Source organism: Marinobacterium sp. MBR-109 (assembly GCF_040547565.1).
Lineage (GTDB): Bacteria > Pseudomonadota > Gammaproteobacteria > Pseudomonadales > Balneatricaceae > Marinobacterium.
In genome coordinates, this window is sequence record NZ_JBEPPZ010000010.1 from 81,234 (window position 1) to 103,284 (window position 22,051).

At 58.0% G+C, this 22,051-nt stretch carries 22 protein-coding genes and 3 tRNA genes; 9 read left to right on the plus strand and 16 right to left on the minus strand.

All coding sequences use genetic code 11. The features are described 5' to 3' along the window. The first annotated feature begins 9 nt into the window (after nt 1-9). Both ABIE60_RS13075 and ABIE60_RS13080 read left to right on the plus strand, forming a co-directional pair. Nucleotides 10-285, plus strand: coding sequence for a YheV family putative zinc ribbon protein (locus ABIE60_RS13075; RefSeq protein ID WP_354469969.1), 276 nt, complete (start codon nt 10-12; stop codon nt 283-285). After that, nucleotides 275-901, plus strand: a complete 627-nt coding sequence (locus tag ABIE60_RS13080) for a DNA-3-methyladenine glycosylase I (protein WP_354469970.1) — start codon at nt 275-277, stop codon at nt 899-901. Before ABIE60_RS13075 ends, ABIE60_RS13080 begins: the two co-directional genes overlap by 11 nt. 2 nt (nt 902-903) lie before the next feature. On the opposite strand, the gene ABIE60_RS13085 is transcribed toward ABIE60_RS13080, so the two are convergent. The 5 genes from ABIE60_RS13085 to ABIE60_RS13105 are packed head-to-tail and all read right to left on the minus strand — an operon-like array spanning nt 904 to nt 5,473. Then, complete coding sequence (locus ABIE60_RS13085) at nt 904-2,010, minus strand: PQQ-dependent sugar dehydrogenase (protein WP_354469971.1); 1,107 nt, start codon at nt 2,008-2,010, stop codon at nt 904-906. A 60-nt stretch (nt 2,011-2,070) separates the two neighbouring features. After that, nucleotides 2,071-3,408, minus strand: coding sequence for an MATE family efflux transporter (locus ABIE60_RS13090; protein WP_354469972.1), 1,338 nt, complete (start codon nt 3,406-3,408; stop codon nt 2,071-2,073). Continuing rightward, entirely contained in the window at nt 3,405-4,202 is a 798-nt protein-coding gene (gene znuB, locus ABIE60_RS13095; RefSeq protein ID WP_354469973.1) for a zinc ABC transporter permease subunit ZnuB, read from the minus strand. The genes ABIE60_RS13090 and znuB overlap by 4 nt, the downstream gene beginning before the upstream one ends. Beyond that, nucleotides 4,195-4,983, minus strand: a complete 789-nt coding sequence (znuC, locus tag ABIE60_RS13100) for a zinc ABC transporter ATP-binding protein ZnuC (RefSeq protein ID WP_354469974.1) — start codon at nt 4,981-4,983, stop codon at nt 4,195-4,197. Before znuC ends, znuB begins: the two co-directional genes overlap by 8 nt. Further along, a complete protein-coding gene (locus tag ABIE60_RS13105) occupies nt 4,976-5,473 on the minus strand; it encodes a Fur family transcriptional regulator (protein WP_354469975.1) in 498 nt (165 codons plus the stop codon). Before ABIE60_RS13105 ends, znuC begins: the two co-directional genes overlap by 8 nt. Nucleotides 5,474-5,541: 68 nt before the next feature. Between ABIE60_RS13105 and znuA the strand changes: the two genes are divergently transcribed. The 3 genes from znuA to ABIE60_RS13120 all read left to right on the plus strand — a co-directional run bounded on the left by znuA (nt 5,542) and on the right by ABIE60_RS13120 (nt 6,835). Then, nucleotides 5,542-6,525, plus strand: coding sequence for a zinc ABC transporter substrate-binding protein ZnuA (gene znuA / locus ABIE60_RS13110; protein ID WP_354469976.1), 984 nt, complete (start codon nt 5,542-5,544; stop codon nt 6,523-6,525). 60 nt (nt 6,526-6,585) lie between these two features. Further along, nucleotides 6,586-6,672 (plus strand) — tRNA-Leu (locus ABIE60_RS13115). A gap of 76 nt (nt 6,673-6,748) precedes the next feature. Beyond that, nucleotides 6,749-6,835: transfer RNA gene (locus tag ABIE60_RS13120), tRNA-Leu, on the plus strand. A gap of 104 nt (nt 6,836-6,939) precedes the next feature. On the opposite strand, the gene ABIE60_RS13125 is transcribed toward ABIE60_RS13120, so the two are convergent. The 7 genes from ABIE60_RS13125 to ABIE60_RS13155 form a co-directional block, all read right to left on the minus strand. Continuing rightward, nucleotides 6,940-7,071 carry a hypothetical protein gene (locus tag ABIE60_RS13125; protein ID WP_354469977.1) on the minus strand — a complete coding sequence of 44 codons (132 nt, stop codon included), beginning with the start codon at nt 7,069-7,071 and terminating at the stop codon, nt 6,940-6,942. Nucleotides 7,072-7,388: 317 nt separating this feature from the next. Then, a complete protein-coding gene (locus tag ABIE60_RS13130) occupies nt 7,389-8,582 on the minus strand; it encodes a hypothetical protein (protein ID WP_354469978.1) in 1,194 nt (397 codons plus the stop codon). An 11-nt stretch (nt 8,583-8,593) separates the two neighbouring features. Continuing rightward, nucleotides 8,594-10,024: a DUF6844 domain-containing protein gene (locus ABIE60_RS13135; RefSeq protein ID WP_354469979.1), complete on the minus strand. Its 1,431-nt coding sequence runs from the start codon at nt 10,022-10,024 to the stop codon at nt 8,594-8,596. Nucleotides 10,025-10,045: 21 nt separating this feature from the next. Beyond that, nucleotides 10,046-10,669, minus strand: a complete 624-nt coding sequence (gene lpoB, locus ABIE60_RS13140; protein WP_354469980.1) for a penicillin-binding protein activator LpoB — start codon at nt 10,667-10,669, stop codon at nt 10,046-10,048. After that, nucleotides 10,666-11,082: a DUF1425 domain-containing protein gene (locus tag ABIE60_RS13145; protein ID WP_354469981.1), complete on the minus strand. Its 417-nt coding sequence runs from the start codon at nt 11,080-11,082 to the stop codon at nt 10,666-10,668. The genes lpoB and ABIE60_RS13145 overlap by 4 nt, the downstream gene beginning before the upstream one ends. A gap of 18 nt (nt 11,083-11,100) precedes the next feature. Next, complete coding sequence (locus ABIE60_RS13150) at nt 11,101-12,549, minus strand: COG3014 family protein (RefSeq protein WP_354469982.1); 1,449 nt, start codon at nt 12,547-12,549, stop codon at nt 11,101-11,103. A 458-nt stretch (nt 12,550-13,007) separates the two neighbouring features. Next, nucleotides 13,008-13,631 (minus strand): cation efflux transmembrane domain-containing protein, encoded by a 624-nt coding sequence (locus ABIE60_RS13155; RefSeq protein WP_354469983.1) that lies wholly within the window; start codon nt 13,629-13,631, stop codon nt 13,008-13,010. A 202-nt stretch (nt 13,632-13,833) separates the two neighbouring features. On the opposite strand from ABIE60_RS13155, the gene ABIE60_RS13160 reads away from it, so the two are divergent. Further along, on the plus strand, nt 13,834-16,191 hold the full coding sequence (locus ABIE60_RS13160; RefSeq protein WP_354469984.1) for an EAL domain-containing protein: 2,358 nt from the start codon (nt 13,834-13,836) through the stop codon (nt 16,189-16,191). A gap of 58 nt (nt 16,192-16,249) precedes the next feature. Here ABIE60_RS13160 and ABIE60_RS13165 read toward each other — a convergent pair. From ABIE60_RS13165 to ABIE60_RS13180, 4 genes are all read right to left on the minus strand, one after another. Next, nucleotides 16,250-16,325, minus strand: a tRNA-Phe gene (locus ABIE60_RS13165). Nucleotides 16,326-16,380: 55 nt separating this feature from the next. Next, nucleotides 16,381-16,653, minus strand: coding sequence for an oxidative damage protection protein (locus ABIE60_RS13170; RefSeq protein WP_206837742.1), 273 nt, complete (start codon nt 16,651-16,653; stop codon nt 16,381-16,383). A gap of 15 nt (nt 16,654-16,668) precedes the next feature. Beyond that, nucleotides 16,669-17,712, minus strand: coding sequence for an A/G-specific adenine glycosylase (mutY, locus tag ABIE60_RS13175; protein WP_354469985.1), 1,044 nt, complete (start codon nt 17,710-17,712; stop codon nt 16,669-16,671). Beyond that, a complete protein-coding gene (locus ABIE60_RS13180; protein ID WP_354469986.1) occupies nt 17,709-19,862 on the minus strand; it encodes an AsmA family protein in 2,154 nt (717 codons plus the stop codon). Before ABIE60_RS13180 ends, mutY begins: the two co-directional genes overlap by 4 nt. Before the next feature lie 150 nt (nt 19,863-20,012). Between ABIE60_RS13180 and hisB the strand changes: the two genes are divergently transcribed. Genes hisB through hisA form a run of 3 tightly spaced genes read left to right on the plus strand, consistent with a single transcriptional unit; the run spans nt 20,013 to nt 22,050 of the window. Next, a complete protein-coding gene (gene hisB / locus ABIE60_RS13185) occupies nt 20,013-20,606 on the plus strand; it encodes an imidazoleglycerol-phosphate dehydratase HisB (protein ID WP_091827547.1) in 594 nt (197 codons plus the stop codon). Between the two features lie 3 nt (nt 20,607-20,609). Then, complete coding sequence (hisH, locus tag ABIE60_RS13190; RefSeq protein WP_354469987.1) at nt 20,610-21,257, plus strand: imidazole glycerol phosphate synthase subunit HisH; 648 nt, start codon at nt 20,610-20,612, stop codon at nt 21,255-21,257. A gap of 52 nt (nt 21,258-21,309) precedes the next feature. Then, complete coding sequence (gene hisA / locus ABIE60_RS13195; RefSeq protein WP_354469988.1) at nt 21,310-22,050, plus strand: 1-(5-phosphoribosyl)-5-[(5-phosphoribosylamino)methylideneamino]imidazole-4-carboxamide isomerase; 741 nt, start codon at nt 21,310-21,312, stop codon at nt 22,048-22,050. Nucleotide 22,051 lies beyond the last annotated feature (1 nt).

A 22,051-nucleotide genomic window follows, 5' to 3' on the forward strand; every position in this document is an offset into this window, starting at 1 on the left:
GGTTGAAAAATGAGTGTAAGCAAGCGGTTTATTGCCGGCGCGGTTTGTCCGCGCTGTGGCGAGATGGATACGGTCAGAATGTACCGTGATGAGGAGCGAGAATACCGCGAGTGTGTAAAGTGCGGCTTCTCGGACTCCCTGCGGCTGGACGGCCGCCCTGATCCGGAACAGATCGAAACCCGTGTCAGCGGGGAACGCTCGGATCGGGCACCGGCCTCCAAGGCGGATGACACTCCTCAGCCGATCCGCATCCTTGATGCGGGCGGCCTGCGCCGTGATCACTGACAAGCCCGATACTGCATCGCACCAGCCCTGTGGCTGGGCGATGCAGAGCCCGCTGGAACATGCCTACCATGACCATGAATGGGTTGTGCCGCAGACGGACGATCGGGTGCTGTTCGAATTTCTGGTGCTGGAGTCGGCTCAGGCAGGTCTGAGCTGGCGCACGGTGCTGGAGAAGCGTGAAGGTTACCGGCGTCACTATTGTGGCTTTGATCCTGAACGGGTTGCCCGTTTCGGTGAGACCGAAATGGCGGCGATGCTGGCTGACCCCGGCATTATCCGTAACCGGGCCAAAATCGAAGCCTCGATCAGCAATGCCAGGGTGTTTCTGCGACTGCAGGCGCACCACGGCAGTTTTGCCCGCTTTCTGTGGCGTTATGTTGATGGTCAGCCGATCCAGTCCGGTTTTGAGCAGCTGGAGCAGATTCCGGCTCAGACTGCCCTGTCGGTGCAGCTGGCGAAAGATCTCAAGCGTGAAGGCATACGCTTTTTTGGCCCCACCATCGCCTATGCCTATATGCAGGCAGTGGGGTTGGTGAATGACCACTTACTTCACTGTACACGTCATACGGTTTGCCGCGAACTGGCAGCGACTTTAAAGCTTGAAACAAACGACTGATCTCAGTCGGGCTGATACCAGACGCGATACACCAGCCCCGCCTTGTCGTCCGAAATCAGCAGATCACCCTGTGGCCGCACCAGCACATCGACCGGGCGTCCCCAGGCCCGCTCACCCTGCAGCCAGCCGCTGATGAAGGTTTGCGTCCGCGTCACCTCTTCTCCCTCGGTATTCACTCGAATGACCTCATAGCCGATTTTGCTGGATCGGTTCCATGAGCCGTGCAGAGCAATGAAGGCGGTGGTATTGGGGGTGTCGGGGAACGCGTTGTCGAAGGCCCCATCCCTGTGATGGTAGAAGCTCATGCCCAGAGCCGCGACATGAGGACCCAGCAGTGCCACCGGTGGTTCTGCATCGATGGCATTGGCGCCCTTGCCAAACTCGGGGTCAGCGACGCCATCGGCATGCACAAAGGGAAAACCGAAGTGCAGCCCGGCGCGGTCGGCTCGGTTCAGCTCGTCATCGGGGAGATTATCGCCCATATGGTCGCGGCCGTTGTCGGTAAACCAGAGGCTTCCATCCTCGGGGTGCCAGTCAAAACCCACCGTATTGCGCACCCCCCGTGCCCAGGGGGCGGCCTCACCCGTAGCGGGGTCAAAGCGCATGATGCTGGCAAAGCGCGGGTCGGACTCCAGACAGACATTGCAGGGGGCGCCCAGCGTGAAATAGAAGGCAGCGTCCGGCCCCTGCTTCAGGTATTTCCAGCCGTGATGCGTAATGTCGGGCAGGCCGTCCAGCAGCACCTCGGGCTTGGGTGGCTGATCCAGTCGTGACTCCACATCGATAAGCCGGATCAGCTGAGTCAGTTCGGCCACATACAGATCGCCATCTACAAAGCTGATGCCGTTGGGCAGGCGTCTGCGTTCCAGCAGAGTATGGCGGGTTTCATAGCGTTGATCACCGTCCAGATCCTGCAGCGCAAATACCCGACCATCGCGCCGGGTGCTGACAAACAGCGTGCCATCGGGGCTCAGTGCCAGCTGCCTGGCGTTGGGCACCTCGGCAGCGATCTCGATCCGGTAGCCTTCAGGCAGTTTGAGTTGCTCCAGCGGCGCTGCAGCCAGCGGCAGGCTCAGTGCCAATAGTGTTGTAGTCAGTGTAATGCGCATCCTGTTCTCCCCTGCCTGTGTTCGGGATAAGTCTGGTTGCCACGCCGTGATTTCGCCAGCTCAACCGAACCAGACATTGCGCCGCTGCATGCGCCAGAACACCCAGCCACCACTGATGCCACGGGCCGAAAACAGGGAGATGAAGGCCAGCCAGAGGCCGTGATTGCCCATGGGCTGGGCTATCCACCAGATGGGGGCAAATACGCAAAACACCGAGAACAGCATGGTGTCCTGCATCGCCTTGACCTGAGTGGTGCCTATGAACAGACCATCGAGCAGAAAGCTCCAGCAACCGATCAGCGGCAGTATGATCACCCAGGGCAGGTAGCGGGTGGCGATTTCGCGTACCTCAGTGATGTCGGTCAGCAGGTGAATGATCGTGTTGCCGCCGAGCCAGAACACCAGCGTCAGCATAATCGCACTGACCAGCGACCAGAAGGCGGTACAGCTGAGTATTTGTCTGAATTCACTTCGGTCATGCCTGCCCACGGAACGCCCGATCAGCGCTTCCGTGGCATGGGCGAAGCCGTCCAGTGCATTGGAGATCAGCAGCAGAAAGTTCAGCAGTACGGCATTGGCGGAGAGTATCGCCGTACCCTGATGGGCGCCCTGGGCAGTAAAAAAGGCAAAGGTCAGCAGCAGGGTGACCGTGCGCACAAACAGATAGCGGTTTACCTGAATCAGGGCCTTGTAGTCGCGCAGACGTCGTAGCTGAGGCCAGAGCCACTGCCCCGCGGTTTTGAGCAGCAGACGGCGACAGAACCATAGCCCCAGCAGCAGGCTGAAATACTCGGCCAGCACCGTGGCGAGGGCAACCCCATCCGCTTTCATGCCCAGCCCGAACACGAACAGCAGGTCCAGCAACATATTGAGCAGGTTGGTGCTGGTCAGCAGAGTCAGGGCGATGCGGGTATTCTGCATGCCCACAAACCAGCCCAGCAGAGCGAAGTTACACAGCACCGCGGGTGCGCCAAAGGCCCGAATTTCGGTATAGCGGGTGGCTTCGGTCAATACATCTGACTCGGGGCCCATCAGCTGCAGCGCCAGCGTGGTCAGCGGCGTGCGCAGCAGCAGGATCAGCAGCCCGATACATGCGCCCAGTACCAGCGATTGCCCCAGCAGCGTGCGCAGCCGGTCGCCATCCTCGCGGCCATGGGCCTGCGCCACCATGCCGGTGGTACCCATGCGCAAAAATCCGAATGCCCAATAAAGGATCGAGAAGATCATGCCGCCCAGCGCGACGGCACCCAGATGATGGGGTTCGGGCAGATGGCCGATCACGGCGGTATCGACCAGGCCCAGCAGCGGCACCGTGATATTGGACAACATCATGGGCCAGGCCAGTGACCAGACCCGCCGATGGGTGGCGCGGTCCGGCCAGCGTTGCGCGATGCTCATCTGCCCTGCAGCGAGCGCATCGGCAGTGAATACAGAATCAGAAATTCAACCAGCGCTGTGACCACCACCGATGGCCCGGCGGGTGTATCCCAGAACCAGGAAGCACTGATCCCCCCGACCACCGCCAGCATCCCCAGCAGCGATGCGAACAGCGCCATCTGCTCAGGAGTATTGGCCAGGCGCCGAGCCGCTGCCGCCGGAATGATCAGCAGCGAGGTGATCAGCAGAATACCGACCAGCTTCATGGCAACCGCGATCACCACTGCAATCAGCAGCATCAGGCCCAGGCGTACCCGTGCCACGGGTACCCCCTCCACCTGCGCCAGCTCTTCATTGATTGTGATCGCCAGCAAGGGGTTCCACAGCCGCCACAACAGCAACATTACCACGGCACCACCGCCGTAAATCCAGCCAAGATCAGCCGGTGCGATCGCCAGCAGGTCACCGAACAGATACTCCATCAGATCGATGCGCACGTTATCCAGCAGGGCAACCGCGACCAAACCCAGTGACAGGGCACTGTGGGCCATGATGCCCAGCAGGGTATCGGTGGCCACCAGATGCTGGCGCTGCAGTGATACCAGCAGTACCGCCAGCAGTACACAGCAGGCGACCACTGCCAGGTTCAGGTTGACATCAAACAGGAATCCAAGCGCGATACCCATCAGGGCAGAGTGCGCCAATGTATCGCCAAAATAGGCCATGCGGCGCCATACCACAAAGGCACCCAGCGGGCCCGCCAGTGCCGCAATGCCGATGCCGCCAGCCAGCGCCAGGATAAGAAAATCAGCCACAGTTATGCTCGCTACATTTATCAGGTTGTGGGTGGTCGACGATGATATCACCGTGGGCATCATGCCTGTGGCCATGGTGATGGTTGTAGAGTGCCAGCGCACTGGCCTGTGCCGGACCAAACAGCTCCAAAAATGAGGGGTCGTTGCTGACGTGCTCGGGGTTGCCGGAGCAACAGATATGATGATTGAGGCAGACCACATGGTCAGTGGATGCCATTACCAGATGCAGATCATGGGAGATCATCAGTACACCGCACTGGCGTTGTTTGCGAATATCGGCAATCAGTTTGTACAGTTCCAGCTGACCATTCAGATCCACCCCCTGTACCGGCTCATCCAGCACCAGCAACTCGGGGTCACGCAGCAGCGCGCGTGCCAGCAGCACTCGCTGGGTCTCGCCTCCGGAAAGATTGTGAATGGAATGTTTAAGCAGATAGGCTGCGCCGACATCTTCCAGCGCCTTGAGCATCAGAGCCTGATCAACCGGTCTCGGGATATTGAGGAAACGCTCGACCGACAGAGGCAAGGTACGGTCGATATGCAGTTTCTGTGGCATATAGCCGATCTTGAGCTGTGGTTTTTGCCAAACATTGCCGCTTGAAGGTTTGATCAGGCCAAGAATGACCCGCACCAGCGTGGTCTTGCCCGCCCCGTTGGGGCCGATCAGTGTTGTGATGCAGTTATCATGCAAATGCAGGCTGATATTCTGCAGTGCCGGTTGGCGATTGAACTGTACGCTGACCTGATCGAGCTTGACCAGGTCCGGTCCGTGTTCAGCCATGTGAATGCTCCTGCCGCTGGCAATTGGGACAAAGACCGGTGACTTCGACGGTTTCCTGCTCGACCAGGAACCCAAGCGCAGCTGCACTTTGTTCAAGTGCAGCATGAATCGAAGCTGAGTCCAGCTCGGAGGTCGAGCGGCAGCGCCGACAGATGAGGAAGCTGCCCTGATGTGGATGTTCCGGATGAGGGCAGCCGACAAAGGCGTTCAGTGATGCAATCCGATGTACCAGCCCCTGCTGCTGCAGAAACTCCAGCGCCCGATATACCGTGGGCGGGGCTGAGTTGAAGCCTGCCTCGGCCAGTGCCGGCAACAGCTCGTATGCCCCCAGTGGCTGGTGGCTCTGCCAGATCAGCTTCAATACCAGTTCACGGATCGGCGTCAGACGCTGGCGACGCTCGCGGCAAATCTGCCGAGCGAGGGTAAGTGCCTGATCGATGCAGTGCTGGTGATTATGATCGGCCGCGAAGGCGAGCGAGTCAGTCGTCATGACGTGGGTACATCCGATTCAATGTGTTATATTATAACCTATAAAGCATCCTGAAGAGACTTTACACCATGCTGCACAATTCTGCCCGCCCCCTGCGGACACTGACTCTGCTTTCTGCCCTGGCACTGGCGCCCGTGGCTCAAGCATCCGAGGTTGTCACCAGTATCAAGCCACTGCAGTTGATCACTGCCGCTCTGACCGAAGGTGTAACCAGCCCGGAGGTGTTGCTGCCGGCAGAGGGTTCACCCCACCATTACGCACTCAAGCCCTCAGACATGCGTAAATTGACGGATGCGAAAGTCGTGATCTGGGTTGGCCCCGGACTGGAGCAGTTCATGGTGCGACCACTGGCGCGCACCGATGCAAAGATTGTAACACTGCGTCCCGATCTTGAGGCGCACCTGCATCAGGAGGCTGAGCCCTCCGATCATGATCACGGCCATGACGGCCATCATGATGGGCACGAACAGGAACATGAAAGCCATGCGGCAGATGAACATGACGAGGAGCACCATGATCATGGTGCCGGCAATGATCCACACATCTGGCTGGATCCGATGAACGGACTGGAGATTGCACAGCAGTTACTGCCGGCACTGCAACAGGCACTGCCTCAGCACTCGGTACAATTGCAGCAGAACTATGAAGCCTTTGCCAGTGCACTGCAGCAAAAGGAGCGTGCCATTGCCGAAGAGCTGGCCCCCTATCGTGATGCGGGGTTCTTTGTATTCCACGATGCGTATTCAGGCTTTGTTGAACACTATGGGCTGAAACAGCTGGGTTACTTCACTGTTGATCCTGCCCGCAAACCCGGCGCGCGTCACCTGGTCGAGATCAGGCAGCAGCTTGAAACGGCCAGCGCGGTCTGTGTATTCAGCGAACCCCAGTTTACCAGCGCGGTGGTGGACGCAATTATCAGCGGCCTGCCGATTGCTCAGGGTGAACTTGACCCGCTTGCGCGTTCGATTGACGTCAGTGCGGATGGTTATCTGGATTATCTGCAGAGCATGAGTGACAGTTTCCGCAGTTGCCTGGCAAAAAAAGCGGATTAAAAATCGCAGACGGGCTTCACAAGCCCAATGGGGCGCTATATAATGCGCCCCACTTTCGAAGCAGATGTGGTGGAATTGGTAGACACGCTAGCTTCAGGTGCTAGTGCCTTCACGGGCGTGGGAGTTCGAGTCTCCCCATCTGCACCACCTTACATCTCAGGATGTCAGGCACTTCGAAAGCGACAATTTGAGTGGTAACGCACATTAAAACGTCACACCCAATGCAGATGTGGTGGAATTGGTAGACACGCTAGCTTCAGGTGCTAGTGCCTTCACGGGCGTGGGAGTTCGAGTCTCCCCATCTGCACCATCCCGATCAGGCTCCTGATCATCCGGGATGAAACCATTGATAAACAAAAACCCCGACAACACCAGATGTCACCAGGGCTTTCTGTTGCCTTGCTTCAATGCAATTCAGCCAGTTATCAGCAGATAGAGCTGCACCAGCGCCGGCAAAATAGCCACTACCAATCCCGCCAGTACCATGGCGATTGACGGCACCACTCCGATTACTTCTACGCCTTTCTCTTCATGTGCATAACTCATGGCAGATACCTCATTCAGGTCGGTTGAGCACAGAGTGTGTTGTTAACCCTGTATCTGTCATGGGTATTGCAAACCCGGTGCCAACCTGAACACCATCCATGGTAGTCCATGACTTTCAGTATGTTAGCAACAACCGGGTGTTGACTGATCAGGGCAATACAGGCGGGGGTATGTCATTTATGGCATCTGGATGCCAGTCTTGACTGTTTTTAAGCGTGCAGCTTCGTATCTCCGTGTCGGTGCCATAGTGTATATTCTTCGCATAAAAAAGGTGGCCTGGGCCACCTTTTCCGTCCATTTTTTGTTTGAGAGGTTGATCAGCGCCGGACAATGAACTCCGGTTCAATCAGTTCGGCATCACCGTCGATCACCTTGGTGTAGGTGGTCTTGGGGTTTACACGCACGACTTCAACCACTGCAATTTTTTCCTCCAGCCGACCCAGAGACTCCCGGGTGTAGGGATCAAACATCTCTTCGCCCAGGAAGTAGACATCCAGCCTGTCTCCTTTCTTCAGCGTTTTGCCACCCTGGTTGAGTACGACCGTTTTGCCCTGAACCGCCACAATGCGCATCGGATAGATATTCTCCAGCGCTTTCTGGGTCAATTCGTCAGCCAGCTGGGCGGTAATGCCCGCCTGAGAAGATCCATACTTGTTCAGCATGGCGCGGATATCCCCATCGCTGAACTTCAGGTTGATCGAATCGGACCACTTCACCTGGCGTGTGGCTGCCAGAATGATCTTGTAATCCAGCTGGGCGCTGCCGCTGTAGCTGACAATCGTCTCACCCGTCAGCTGCAGTGTCTTGCTGTGGCGGGTACTCTGCACGTTGCGGATATTGCCCACCACGATGTAATCGGCACCCAGCACGTTGCCGGTCTTGGCTTTTTCGGCCAGTGCCGCATCGTCACTGAGCCACAGCGCCTTCTCTTCCTGGAATTCGGCGCCAAACTCACGGTCCAGTACGTTCATGCGGCGAGACTGGGTGAACTGGTCCTGAATCCGGTTGCGCAGCTCGGCTTCCACGCGTGCAACCGGCGTGTTGTCGCCCAGCAGTGAGAAGCTGCGCTTGTCACTGTGGAACGGCATCACCGCCAGGGTGCGGCGGCTGTCGGCCGGCAGGCCGGGCTTCTCGTACTTCAGAATGTGGACGCTGACATCGGCACGGAAACTGCCGTCCGGCTCCTGCTGCAGGTCCATAATGTCGTAACGAGAAACCAGCCCCTTGGTCTGCAGGCTGAGGTCGCCGCGACGGGCAACCTCAAACGAGGTGGTGGACTGATCACCGTTGGCATCACTGGTGCTGACACGCCCGGCCAGTGACTGCATCACCTCGCGGCTTTCGATGCTGACACCGGTCGCCTGTCGCAGCCCCTGGACCAGAGCATCGGCAATGGCCAGATTGCGGTTGGCGCCGTAGCCGGTGGCGTCCACCACCTGCTCTGCCGCGCTTGCCAGTGTGGCGAGCCCCAGCATGGCAGAAGTGATCAGTGCTCTGATCAGATTACGCATGGCCCCCTCCTTCAGAAGTCGTCAGCCGACATCAGGTTGCGGCTCTGGCTGGTGCCGGCCTGATTGGTGCGACGCTCATCCGCCTTGGCCTGACCCGACTGGTTGTTGCGTGTAGGTTTGAAATCACGTAGCTGGCGCGCATTCTGCTCTGCCAGCGGGTGCCATAGATACACCACGCCATTGATTTCATGACCGTGCATCGGGTGGCTGGCGGTCCAACGGAACAGCTCACGGGTTCCCGGCAGGTTGGAAACGCTGCCGCGGGCGCTGATCTCCTGATCCATGGTCTGTACGAACTCCATGGTCTCCTGTTCGGACTCGGTTACATCACGACCTTCCGCCCGCACCAGCCCCAGCGTCTGACGTTTCATGCTGCGCCCGGTGCTTTGTTCTGATGAGCCGGTGGAGTTGAACAGGTAGGCAAAGTTGGCATAGGCATCGGAGCGCGCGGCGGCATAGGACAGTTCACGCTCATCCGCGCGGCGCTGAGCTTCCGTGCCACGGTAAGGGTTGCTGGACTGGCCAAAGGAAACCAGCACCGGATAGCCGTGCTCGTCATACATGCGACGGATACCGAAGTCGTTCAGCAGCGCGCCACGATCCTTGCGCAGCATGTCGATCAGCGGCACCGAAAGTGCCTTGGATGGGTCCGGTGCCAGATCGCCTTTGCTGTGGGTCACGTCATAGACGAACTGGCGAAAGCGCTCGGAAGCAACAATGGCGACCGCAACGGCATGATTGCCGTTTTCGTCATAGGCTTCCCAGCTCTTCACCGGAATCACGCCGGTCAGGCTCTGACGTGCACGGGTCACGGTGCGCTCACTCACCGAACGCTCAAACAGAACGGCTCTTTTCTCACGCGGAGCGGCGCTGAACTCTTCCGGGTCGATGCCCAGTTCGCGCAACTCATTGTCCAGCTTGCCGCCGGTGACAGCGACTGCCTTGTCGAGCATCTCCAGCAGTTTGTTGGGCGCGCGCAGTTCCTCTGGTGAAAACTGCGGCATCTGGGTCGGGTCCTTGTAGAGCTTGGTCATGCTCTCGGCCATGATGCTGACGCCCAGTGACTCAATGTACTTGGCCTGAGCCTTCAGCAGCGCTTCCTTGTAGGCCATGACGCGCGCATTGCCCCAGTCGCGGCTTTCCGGTGTTCCCATCACCCAGGCAGTGGCGGTGGTATAGAACATGCCGGGGCGGCTGCGGAACGCCTGACCGGCATCGGAGTATTCAAAGTCTTCGATCAGCTGCTCAAGCTTCAGGCCCGGGTCCAGTACTTCAGGTGCGGCACTGTTGGCGATTTGAACCGCAACGGCATCTGCATCCTGATCACTCAGGGTGGCGGTTTCTGCCGCCACAGGAGCCGTGCTTTCCTCTGCATGCACCAAGGGTGTCATGGCGGTAGCAATGGCCAGCGCCAGCCCGGTCTGTATGAATAGTTTTTTCATCTTTGTAATCCCTTACGTTGGTTACCAGGAAGTGCCCTTGGCGCTGCCAAGCTTGCGGATCGGGGTTTCGCCTTCCCAGACTGCCAGGCCGTTGGCCAGATCGGTCAGGGTGAGCTGGAAGTAGTACTCGACCAGCTGTTTGTTTTTGTCGACGCGGTTGTTGCGCTGGATGATCTTGCCGGAGAGACTCATGTTGGGAGCGGTCAGTCGCTGCTGCACCAGACTGCTGCGGTCGATCTTGCGTGACTGGCTCAGCTCGGAATAGGCCTGGGTCATCTTGTCTTCGGCACCGTTGAGGCCGATGGCGGTGGTGGTCAGCACCTTGCCGCTGCGCAGCAGGTCAACGCGGATCTTTTTCACCAGCTGATCGGTGTCGATGCGCTGCATGGTGTCGTTGAGTACCGTGGACACGACCATGATGTGTTTCTTGCCATCGTTGCGGTCAACCGCGCCGGAACCGAGCATGGACTGAACTGCATCGGAAGCGGCCTGCTCAAAGTCACTGCCACTGAGTCCCATGGTGATCGGTTCGTTGGCACTGCCGGATGGCAGCAGCTGGGTCTGCGGTGTACAGCCGGCGGCGACGCCCATTATCAGCGTCAGGCCCAGTGCCTTGATCAGCGTATTGCGTTTCGGATGGCTCATCGTTCAATTCCTTGTGTATGAGTGGCGGTGCCAGTATTGATATCAAACAGGTAGATGCGATAAGAGGTTGCGGCCGGGCCGGGTGCTACCCGATCAAGGGCAACAGGTTCACCCGGGCGCAGTATGCGTTGCTCCCAGCGTGAAGCCATGCCGGGCAGCTCGAAGCCGTTGGCATCGGTCCAGCTGAATCGGTAGCGCAGTGTTTGCTCGGATTGGCTCCGGTTATACAGCCGTACCCCGGCGCGCAGCAGATTGCCGGAGGCAACGCCTTCGGGAACCGCTTCAATTTGCAGGTAACTGCGTGCCTTGGGGCCGATAGTCAGTTGGGGCCATTCAACAGGTTGTTGGGGCTGGGTCTGGCAGCCAGCCAGCAGGCCTGCTGCAAGCAGCAGGCCGGTCAGTGTTTTTTTCATCGGTGCATCCTTGCCTTGTCAGGCGTCAAATCCGGCAATCTGGTAGGTGGGCGTGCTGCCCGGCGTCGTGGCTCTTACGTAGATCAGCGTAAACTGGCTATCCGGCAGTTCAACTTCGACGGGGGCTGCAAGCCCCGGTGCCTTCAGCTGCAGCTTGCCGTCAGCTGGTTTGCGCAGGCGGACAACCTGAACTTCCTTGGGAAGACTGGTCCAGCTGCGCGTGTCGGCTCGGGTTGTTGCGGCCTGATAGACTCCGGCCAGCAGGCTGCCGGCCAGCCCGCCCTCCTTGCGTGCCTGATACTGAATGAAGGCTTTGGTCAGCGTACTGGCGATCGCCTCGGTCACCTTGAGCGGGAATTCACGTTTGAATTCGGTTTGAATGACGCGATCCATGCTGGCCAGATGCTCGGTTTTGCCCTGAGATTTGCCACCGGCATAGACTTCAAGATAGGGATACGCCTGATTGCGTGTCTGGAGCCTGGGCAGTGCGATCTGGGAGTACTCAACCTGATCGTTGAGCAGGAACAGCGGCAGTGGGATCAGGGTTTCATCGATCATCGGCCCTTCACCGTTCTCGAAGATGACCCACACCGCAGGATTCAGTCGCCCCTTGCTCCATTTGCCTCGGCGCAGGTTGTCGATCACCATCAGGTCAGTCTTGACGGCCGAGTTGGCAGAGCTCATACCGGCCACGCGGCGGAGTGACTGGCGTGCCTTGCCGTAATCTTCGCGGTCAGCGCTGGCCAGCATGAAATAGAGCCCGTGCAGATAGTCAGTGTAGGGATTGACGAAATCGGGGTATGCCTGCCACTCCTTCAACTCGGGGAAGTTTTCGTAGATGGTGTTTTCAGACGCCTTGCGGCTTTTATCGAAGTCTACCGGTGCAGGTTGGCCATCGTCGGTATTGGCCTGCTCTTCGGCCTCTGCCATTTTCTCCTTCTGCTCGGCTATGCGGGACTTGAAGGTTTCTTCGGCGCGTCGCTGTCGGTCGGCAGCGCGGTTGAATTCGATGCGTGCATTCTGCATGTCCTGCAGAAAGATGTTATTCAGTGCCTTGTAGGTGTTGACCATGACACCGTCATATACAGTCGGGCTGTAGCGGTTGAGGTTGTTGTTGACCAGGTTGGCGGCAACTTTTTCCAGCCCCTTGCGACCGAGGCTTTCGGTGTCCTCATCTTTCATCAGATTTTCGGCGTGGTCGAACACCCGTGTGCTGAACTCAAACTCGCCGCTGGCACTGAGAGCGGTACCGGCCTGCAAAGACCAGAGCAGGTTCTTGCTTTCGCCCTGTTCATTGATGCCGCCGGATTTGAGTGCAAAGTCAGCCGCTTCGCGGTACTGACCGCTGGCAAACTGCTGGTTGTAACTGTCGAGGCTTTGTTTGCTGGAGAGTGTTTGACAACCGCCAAGCGTGAGCAGGGCGCATGCCAGCGCCAGTCCCTTGAGCCGGTGAGGGTGGTTTCCCATTGTGTACTCCTTGTTCCCTGAAACCGAAATCCTGTGGCCGGACACTTTGCGCCGGCAAATTTGTTGGGGAATTTAGCAGTTTAACCAGGTGGATTGAACCCTTTTGTTGGTGTCTGGTAACAGAGTATTGATATAGATCCGGAGCATGCTTATCCACAAAACAAAGTTGTGCACAGCTTTTCCTGAAGGCGTCCATTTAATCCGCATGAGCCCTGAAATCGGTCGATCTGTGGATAAAATATGTATGGCACAGGTTGTTCGGCAAACTGGACAGTAAACAGCCAGTTTTTCACAACCCTTATATGGTGGCGGCTGTGGCAGGTTGTCATAAAACCTTACCGAGGTTGTTCACAACTCTGTGCAGCGATACTGGGGATAACAATCAAGATGGTTGGTCCACAGCCCTTTCAGAAGACAGAGCTGCAGTGATCTGCTGTCCACAGGCTCGGTCATGCATTTCAGTCATGTGTGTAACCTGTTCGCAGTTCACGCAGGGCCTGACGAATAATCAGGAATGACGAATGCAGGAACAGGCTCGCCATGATCAGTGCGACCAGCAGATCGGGCCAGCCGCTGGAGGTGCCCCAGACGCCGAGCGCGGCTGCCAGCACGAACAGATTGCCGATGGCATCATTGCGGCTGCAGAGCCAGACCGAGCGAACGTTGGCATCGCCGTCACGGTACTTCATCAGAATCACGACTGAGAGCAGATTGGCGCAGAAGGCCAGTATGGCAATGCTGCCCATCAATACCGGTTCGGGTGTCAGCATGAAGAAGGCGCGATAGAGGGTCGACCCCAGCACCCAGAGCCCCATCAGACCCAAAGTCAGCCCCTTGAACAGGGCGACCTTGCTGCGCAGGCTCAGGGCCTTGCCGATTACCAGCAGACTGATCAGGTAGGTAAAGGTATCGCCAAGGAAATCGAGCGCGTCTGCCTGCAGTGCCTTGGAACCGGACAGCCAGCCCCCACTGACTTCAATCAAAAACATGCCGGCATTGATCAGAACGACCCACCAGAGTGCTCGTCGATAGGCCGAGGTTGCACCATCAAAAGCGGCATTCTGTTCGCATTGGCAGCTCATGGGATCACCCGCATCGGTTGTCTGTAAGGTAAAGAATAGTGGCTTGCAGTGTCATTGCGTTGCCCTTTGAGCACATATTTCCACGGGTTCATTGATCCATGCAAGGTGCCGATGACGTTGGCATGTTGCACAATGGTGACCAGCATTTTGCCACAGGGACAGCGGCAGTTCGTCTGCTGGCCACAGGGATGGGAGACCCGAGATGACTTTCGGCAGCAGTAACCGGGCCAAGGCCCGCCTTCTTGCCAGACGGCCACGCGCAACAGCCCCGCTCAAGCAGTCGATTATCTGGGGGCTGTTGTTGCTGGTCGGGCTGTTCATTGCCGGGCTTTGGGTGATCTCCCGCCTTAATCTGGAATATTCTCAGCGTACCCTGGCCGAGCTGCATCAGCGCCAGATCGAAACGGCCTTTACCAACAGTCTTGACCGGGTCAACAGCCGCCTGCAGCAGATAGAACAAGCTGCACAGGAACTGGCAAGACTTGGACAAAGCCTGAAAAACAGCTCCAGCCACCGCCAGGAAGCCGAGCTTATGCAGCGCCTGCTGGCGCGTCCTGAACTGGAAGGCGTCGGATTATGGTATGGAGTGGGCAACCATCGCGCACTCAGCGGTGCTCAGGTCTATCGTGCAGCGGATGGTGTCCAGGCCGTTTCAGCGCAGGCGGGGCTGGACGTGCGGCAGGAGTTCTGGGAGTCACTGCTGACAGAGAGTGTGAGCCCGAACCGTTTCTGGTGGACCCCGATTTATACCCATCCACTCAGTGGCGAGCCTGTCATAAGTTTGATCCGCCCGTTGCTGGAAGGCTCCCGCGTCATCGGCGTTTTGAGCACTGACTGGCAGCCGCAAAGCCTGCTGGCCCTGCTCAACAGGGCCGATTTCAGCTCGGGTGCACGAATCTGGCTCAGCTCGGGTCAGGATCGGCGTCAGGCACAGCCGCAGGACGAGGCCCAGTCGGGTGCGATACTGGACCAGATCGAGCAGCACCTGATGTTCGAAACGGTGCGAGCCTCCATGCAGCATGACTCCTATCGGATAGCGGGAGAGCCGCTTGAGCTGTATTACGCCACCACGCGTGCCGGTCTGCGCCTGACTGCGGCGGTTCCAAGAGATGAAGTGAACGCGGTGCTGTTGCCTCTGCAGGAAAACAGTAACCGTATCCTGCTGCTGGGTGGTCTGGCGATTCTGCTGCTGTCGGCTCCCATTCTGTTCAAGGTCACCGCCCCTTTGCGTGAGTTGAAAGCCTCCTACACCGACGAATTGACCGGGCTGCCCAACCGCGCCCGCCTGTTGCAGGAGCTGCAGCACGAGAGTGGTGTGACACTGATACTGATCAACCTGGACCGGTTTCGGGAGATCAATGGCCTGTTTGGAGATGCCTGTGGTGACTACATTCTCAAGGAAGTTGCGCTGCGGCTTGAGGGCTATATCAGCAGTATGGAGTGGCATGGAACCCGGCTCTACCGCCTCAGCGGTGACGAATTTGCGATTCAGGCACCGAGGCGCAAGCCGGAACTGATTGAAGCTGAACTGGAAGCGTTGCTGCGCTGCCTGCGTCAGGCTCCGGTATTTTGGCAGAACCATCAGATCAACCTCAGTGCAACCCTGAGTGCTGCCGTGCCCTGGTACGATGCACCGCGTCAACACAGTCTGTTCATTCACGCAAAAGAAGCACTGCGAGAGGCACGGCAGCAGGGGCTGCACTATCGTGTCTATGACGGCTCGCAGCCGCTGGAGCAGCAGTTTGAGCACAACCAGATCTGGGCCGGCAAGTTGCGCGAGGCGCTGGACAGCGAGCGGCTGGTGGCCTGGTATCAGCCGATACTGAACAACACCACCGGTCGCATCGACAAGTATGAGTGTCTGGTGCGCATGCTGGATGCCGAGGGCAACCCGGCCAGCCCCGGCCATTTTCTGGGGGTGGCCGGAAAGCTGCGGCTTGACCGTCATATCACCCGTATCATGGTGGAGCGCTGTTTTGCCCGTTTTCAGGACTCGCCGCTGCAATTCTCGATCAACCTGGCTTATGGTGACCTGCAGGATATCGAGTTGACCGGTTTCATTCTTGAAAAGCTGGATGAAACGGGTGTGGGTCCGCGGGTGATATTCGAGATTCTGGAGTCGGACAGTATCGACAATTACGATCAGGTGAAAGAGTTTGTCGATCAGGCCAAGCAGCGCGGCTGTCGCATTGCCATCGATGACTTCGGTACCGGCTATTCCAACTTCGAGCATCTGCTGCAGCTGCAGGTGGACCTGATCAAGATCGATGCCAGCCTGATCCGCAATCTGGACAGTGATACCAATGCGCGTCGGGTTACCCGCGGGATCGTTGGCCTTGCTCGCAGCATGAAGATCGAGACCGTGGCGGAGTTTGTACACTCGCCCGAAATTCAGATGGAAGTGCTGCGGCTCGGGATCAGCTTCTCACAGGGTGCACTTATTGGCATGCCAGCCCCCGAGCTGATGGTGAATGTCCCCAAGGAGTTGGTGCAGCAGACCTATTGCGGGCGCAGTACGTCTGTGCAACAGCTGCGGTCTCCGGTGACGGGCAAGCGCTGAAGGTGTAACGGACAGATACAAAAAAGCCCCGCTTTCGCGAGGCTTTTTTGTTGAATTCTGGTGCCCAGAGACGGAATCGAACCGCCGACACGGGGATTTTCAATCCCCTGCTCTACCGACTGAGCTATCTGGGCAACGGGGGCGTATTAAACCGGAAAGCCTGAAGGTGGTCAAGCCCCGCATGTGGAATTATTTTTCCGGCGGCACGTAGCCATCAGCCTTGTCGTAGTCTTCGCCGGAGAGGAACTTTTCCATCTCCTGCTGCAGATACTTGCGGCTTTCCGGATCCATAAGACTCAGGTGCTTCTCGTTGATCAGCATGGTCTGATGATCGGTCCACTCCTGCCAGGCCTTTTTCGATACGTTGTCATAGATCTGCTGTCCCAGCTCACCCGGGTAGGGCGCGCGCTCCAGACCTTCCAGTTCCTGTTTGTACTTGCGGCAGAAAACCGTGCGTGTCATGTGCTGTCTCCGATTTCAGCTGGCGTAGCGTTCAAGCAGGCGCTTGACCGGGGCGGCCAGTCCGATATTTGCAGGTTGGTCCACGTTATACCAGAGTGCTGGCACACCTTCCATGACAGAGTTTGTGGGGTCTTTCACCGCAACTCGGGCCGGGGTGATGTCCAGATGGTAGTGGCTGAAGGTATGGCGCATCGGCTCGAACACTTCGGTCGCGGCTGTATCAAGCTCAAGTCCCAACGCAGCCTGTACATCGCGCAGATCGGCCACCTCAGGCAGGCTCCAGAGACCACCCCATATACCGCTGGGCGGCCGCTGCTGCAACAGGATTTCGCCCTCTTCATTGCGGATCAACAGCATCAGCGTCTGTTTCACCGGCAGTACTTTCTTCGGCCGAGGGGACGGCAAGCGGTCAGTCAGGCTCAGGCCACGGGCTTCACAACCTTGCTGCAGCGGGCAGAGCAGACAACTCGGCTTGCTGCGGGTGCAAAGCGTTGCGCCCAGGTCCATCATTGCCTGAGTGTAGTCACCCACCCGTTCATAAGGGGTATTGTACTCGGCATAGTCCCACAGCTCTTTCATCACCGAGGGTGTGCCGGGCCAGCCTTCCACGGCGTAAAAGCGTGCCAGTACCCGCTTGACGTTGCCATCGAGTATGGCGGCTCGCTGTCCGGTCGAGATCGACACAATGGCACCCGCCGTTGAGCGGCCTATGCCGGGCAGTTGTTCCATCTCTTCGACACTGTGCGGAAATTCTCCACTCAGCTCACGGCTGACGATGCGGGCGGTCTTGTGCAAGTTGCGTGCACGGGCGTAGTAGCCAAGCCCCGTCCAGAGGTGAAGCACCTCGTCCTGCTCGGCATCCGCCAGATCATGCACGGTCGGGAAGCGCTCCACAAAGCGCTGGAAATAGGGAATCACCGTCTTCACCTGGGTCTGCTGCAGCATGATCTCGGAGATCCAGGTGAAGTAGGCGGTTTTCTCGGCCTGCCAGGGCAGGTCGTGACGACCGTGCCGGTCGAACCATGCCAGCACGGCGTTGTGGAACTGCTCTGCTGTCATCGACCAAACAGCCCCTTCAGCACGCCAGCGCCCTCTTCGCCCAGCTTCTCCTTCAGCTTGTCTTCCACCTGAGTGCCGACTTTTTCCTCAACCTTGCGGCGGGCCTCCGCCTTGATGATGTCAGAGATGAAGCTGGTATCCAGGCGGCACAACTTGGCAGGCTCATCGTAGAAACCGCCTTTGCAGTTGACCGGTATTTCAACGCCTTCGAGACGATCATTGACGGAGCAGCTCTGGTTGAACAGGTTGTCTTCAATGGTCAGGCCAACTCGATAGTCCAGCGTCTGCTGTGGCAGGTTGATACTGCCGCGCCCTGCCAGTGCCATCGCATCCAGCTGGGCCTTGAGATCCTGATTGCTGACCACACCGTTGCGGATATTGAAATTGGCGCCCAGATCGGCAAAGGGGGTGGTTTTGTCGACCTGCTCGGCGTTGATCCACAGTGCCGACAGGTTATTGATGCCCTGGCACATGGACTGGGCCACATCGATCCCCTTGATCAGGCCCTCGGCCATGCCCAGATTGGCTGTGCCGTTGAGGGAGTTGACCCAGGCGTGGATAGACTGACCGCTCATGCTCAGGTCAGCCTTGGCATTGAACTTGCCAGCCATCACATCGGTATCGGCGAGTGTCTGCAGTACGGAGCCGATCTGCACACCGCTGATCTGTTTGCTGACACTCAGTTGCAGCGGTGTCTTGCGCGCATCGATGCGAGCGGTCGCATTGACCTGGCCATCAAACACACTGGAACTGAAACGGGTCAGGCGAATCAGGCCGTTGTCAGCGCTCAGGCTCAAGCCGAACTTGCTCAGGTTGATGCCGTTGACCTTCAGACTGTCCAGATCAAGGTCAGCACTGAGGTTCAGCGCGCGCAGGGGCTCCAGTGGAATGATCTCGTCTTTGGGCCAGCCAGTGCTGCGAGCCGTTGAGCTGCTGTCGGTGCCGGTGCCGTCCGACCCTTTGGCGGCTGAGCCGGTTGCCGGTGGCAGATAGCGATCTGCATCAAGAATGTTGCCCTTGAGTTTGAGTGCGATCACCTGAGAGTCGAGTACAAAGCTGGCTTCACCGTCCAGGCGGGTATCATCCAGCTGCAGAGTCAGCGGTTTGAGCTGTACTGTACCGGCCTGACCGCCAAGGGTTGCCTTGAAGGAGGCGCTGGTCAGGGCGTTGCTGTCCGCCGTTTCCGGTGCACTCTGACCGAGTTGAGTCAGCAGCTGCTTCGGGTTGAAGCTGTTGCTCTGCAAAGAGCCGCTGAGTTCGGGCTGGCTGAAGTTGCGCAGTTTGATGTCACCGTTAAGGGTCAGCGGGTCCGCCTTGAGGCTGAGGCCGGTGATGTCCACCTGCTGCTCGTTGATATGGGCATCGATGCTGGCAGCAAGCGCAAACTCGAGTGCTGCGGGAACAGCCGCACCCTCGATCAGCTTCAGGGTGGAGTTAAGGTTGTCCAGACGGTAGCGGTTCTGGGCCAGGTCCAGCGTAATGTCAGCATCCAGTTTGGCCTGAGTACTCAGCTGCAGCTGGTCGGCGGCAAACTGGCGCAGGGCAAAGCTCAGCTCAAGCGGAAATGCCTGGTCCAGACTGACGCGGCCAGTGGTCAGGTTAAGGTCACTCAGTTCGATGCGGCTGTCATTGGTCTGATCGGTAAAGGTCAGTACAGCGTTGCTCAGCTCAATCGCCTCGATATCGATCTCAAGGGCCTTGCCGGGGTCAGCGGTTGCCGAAGACTCGGTCACTTCCTGTGATGGTGAGGTGGTACTGCTCTCTGCCGCTGCACCTGTCCAGTTGTTGCCTTCAGCGGTCTGTACCAGCTCCAGCTGCAGGCCATCAATCAGAATACGATTCATCTGCAGCTGGCCACCCAGCAGTGCCGGAATGCTGACCGAAATTTCGGCCCGGGCAAGCTGGCCCAGTGACGGTTTTTCAGGATAACCCACGCCAACATTGTTCAGCTCAAGTGCCAGCCAGGGGTAGAAGGACCAGCCAATATCACCGGCGATATCCAGCTCGATACCGGCCTGCTTCAACGCTGCAGCGCGGATCTGGGGTTTGTAGTCATTGGGATCAACCAGCGTCACCACAGCGATGGCGGCCGCCACCAGCAGTGCAATGATCAGCAGGAAGATAACGGCTATCAGCTTGATCGCTTTCATATATTGGCCCTGTGTTTTCCCTGGGGTTTAAACTGAATTCGAGTATAGCGGAACTCAGCGGCAGATTCTGTCAGTTGGCAATGAGCCTGCCGTTAAGCGACGGTTGAATGTATAATGATCGTTTTGGTAAAACCCATGGCGGAGAGAAAGATGGCCGAGCGCAAAGCCCAGGTAACCCGCAACACGCTGGAGACCCAGATCAGTGTTGCAATCAACCTTGATGGCACCGGGCAGCTGGATGTGGATACCGGTGTGCCTTTTCTGGATCACATGCTGGATCAGATCGCCCGGCATGGCCTGATCGATCTGGAGATCAGTGCCATCGGCGATCTGCATATCGATGACCATCACACCGTGGAAGATATCGGCATTACCCTTGGTCAGGCGTTCAAGCAGGCGGTGGGCGACAAGAAAGGCATCCGTCGTTACGGCCACGCCTATGTACCACTGGATGAGGCACTCTCCCGTGTGGTTATCGACTTTTCCGGCCGTCCCGGCCTTGAAATGCATGTGGATTTCACCCGTGGCCGTGTGGGCGGTTTCGATGTTGACCTGTTCAGTGAATTCTTCCACGGCTTCGTCAACCATGCTCAGGTGACGCTGCATATCGATAACCTGCGAGGCAAGAACACCCATCATCAGGCTGAAACCGTCTTCAAGGCGTTCGGCCGTGCTCTGCGCATGGCGCTGGAGTTCGATCCGCGTGGCGAAGGGATTATGCCCTCCACCAAGGGGTGCCTGTAAGTCATGAGCAGTATTGCAGTAATCGACTATGGCATGGGTAACCTGCACTCGGTGGCCAAGGCGCTGGAGCATGTTCAGCCCGGTGTTGAGGTGCGGGTAACCGCTGACCCGGAGCAGGTGCGCAGTGCGGACCGTGTTCTGTTGCCCGGTGTGGGGGCAATTCGTGACTGTATGGCCGAGATCCGCCGCCTGGGTGTTGATGCCGAAGTGCGTGAAGCGATCGCGTCGGGCAAGCCGTTTCTGGGTATCTGTGTCGGCTATCAGGCACTGATGGAGTTTTCCGAAGAGAACAGCGGTGTCGACTGTCTGGGTGAGTTTGAGGGTCGGGTCAATTTCTTTGGCAACGACCTGAAAGATGCCAGCGGCGAGCGTCTGAAAGTGCCGCACATGGGCTGGAATCAGGTCTACCAGACTCAGGATCATCCGCTCTGGGCCAACATAGAAGATGGCAGTCGTTTCTATTTCGTACACAGCTACTACGTAAAGGCGAAACAGCGCGAGCTGGTGGCGGCCTCCTGTAACTACGGCGTCGACTTCGATGTGGCGATCGCGCGCGATAACGTGTTTGCGGTGCAGTTCCATCCCGAGAAAAGCCAGAAGGTGGGGCTGCAGCTGCTGCAGAACTTCCTCAACTGGGATGGCCGCCCCTGAAATAAACATTCGCCTGACAACTTTTGACTGATTATTCTGGACCTGACCCGATATGCTGATTATTCCCGCGATTGACCTTAAAGATGGTGCCTGTGTTCGTTTGCGTCAGGGGCGCATGGACGACTCCACCGTATTCTCTGACAACCCGGTCGAAATGGCCGCCAAATGGGTCGAAGCCGGCTGCCGTCGTTTGCATCTGGTTGACCTGAACGGTGCTTTTGCCGGTGAACCGGTCAACGGCGAGATCGTGAAGAAGATTGCGGAGGCCTACCCTGACCTGCCGATCCAGATCGGTGGTGGCATCCGTTCTGCCGAAATCATTCAGGCCTATTTGGATGCCGGCGTTGAGTACGTCATCATCGGCACCAAGGCGGTGAAAGAGCCGGAATTCGTGACTGAAATGTGCAAGCGGTTCCCGGGCCACATCATTGTGGGCCTGGATGCACAGGACGGCTATGTGGCGATCGATGGCTGGGCCGAAGTCACCGATGTGAAGGCGGTTGATCTGGCCAAGCGCTTCAAGAACGATGGCGTCAGTGCCATTGTCTACACCGACATCAGCCGTGATGGCATGATGCAGGGCGTGAACGTGGACGCCACCGTGGAGCTGGCGCGTGAAGCCGGTATTCCGGTGATCGCCTCCGGTGGGGTGACCAATATCGACGATATCAAGGCGCTGGCGGCGGTGGCTGACCAGGGTATTCTGGGCGCCATTACCGGCCGTGCCATCTATGAAGGCACGCTGGATGTGGCCGAGGCCCAGACGCTGAGCGATCAGCTGACTGCCAAGTAAG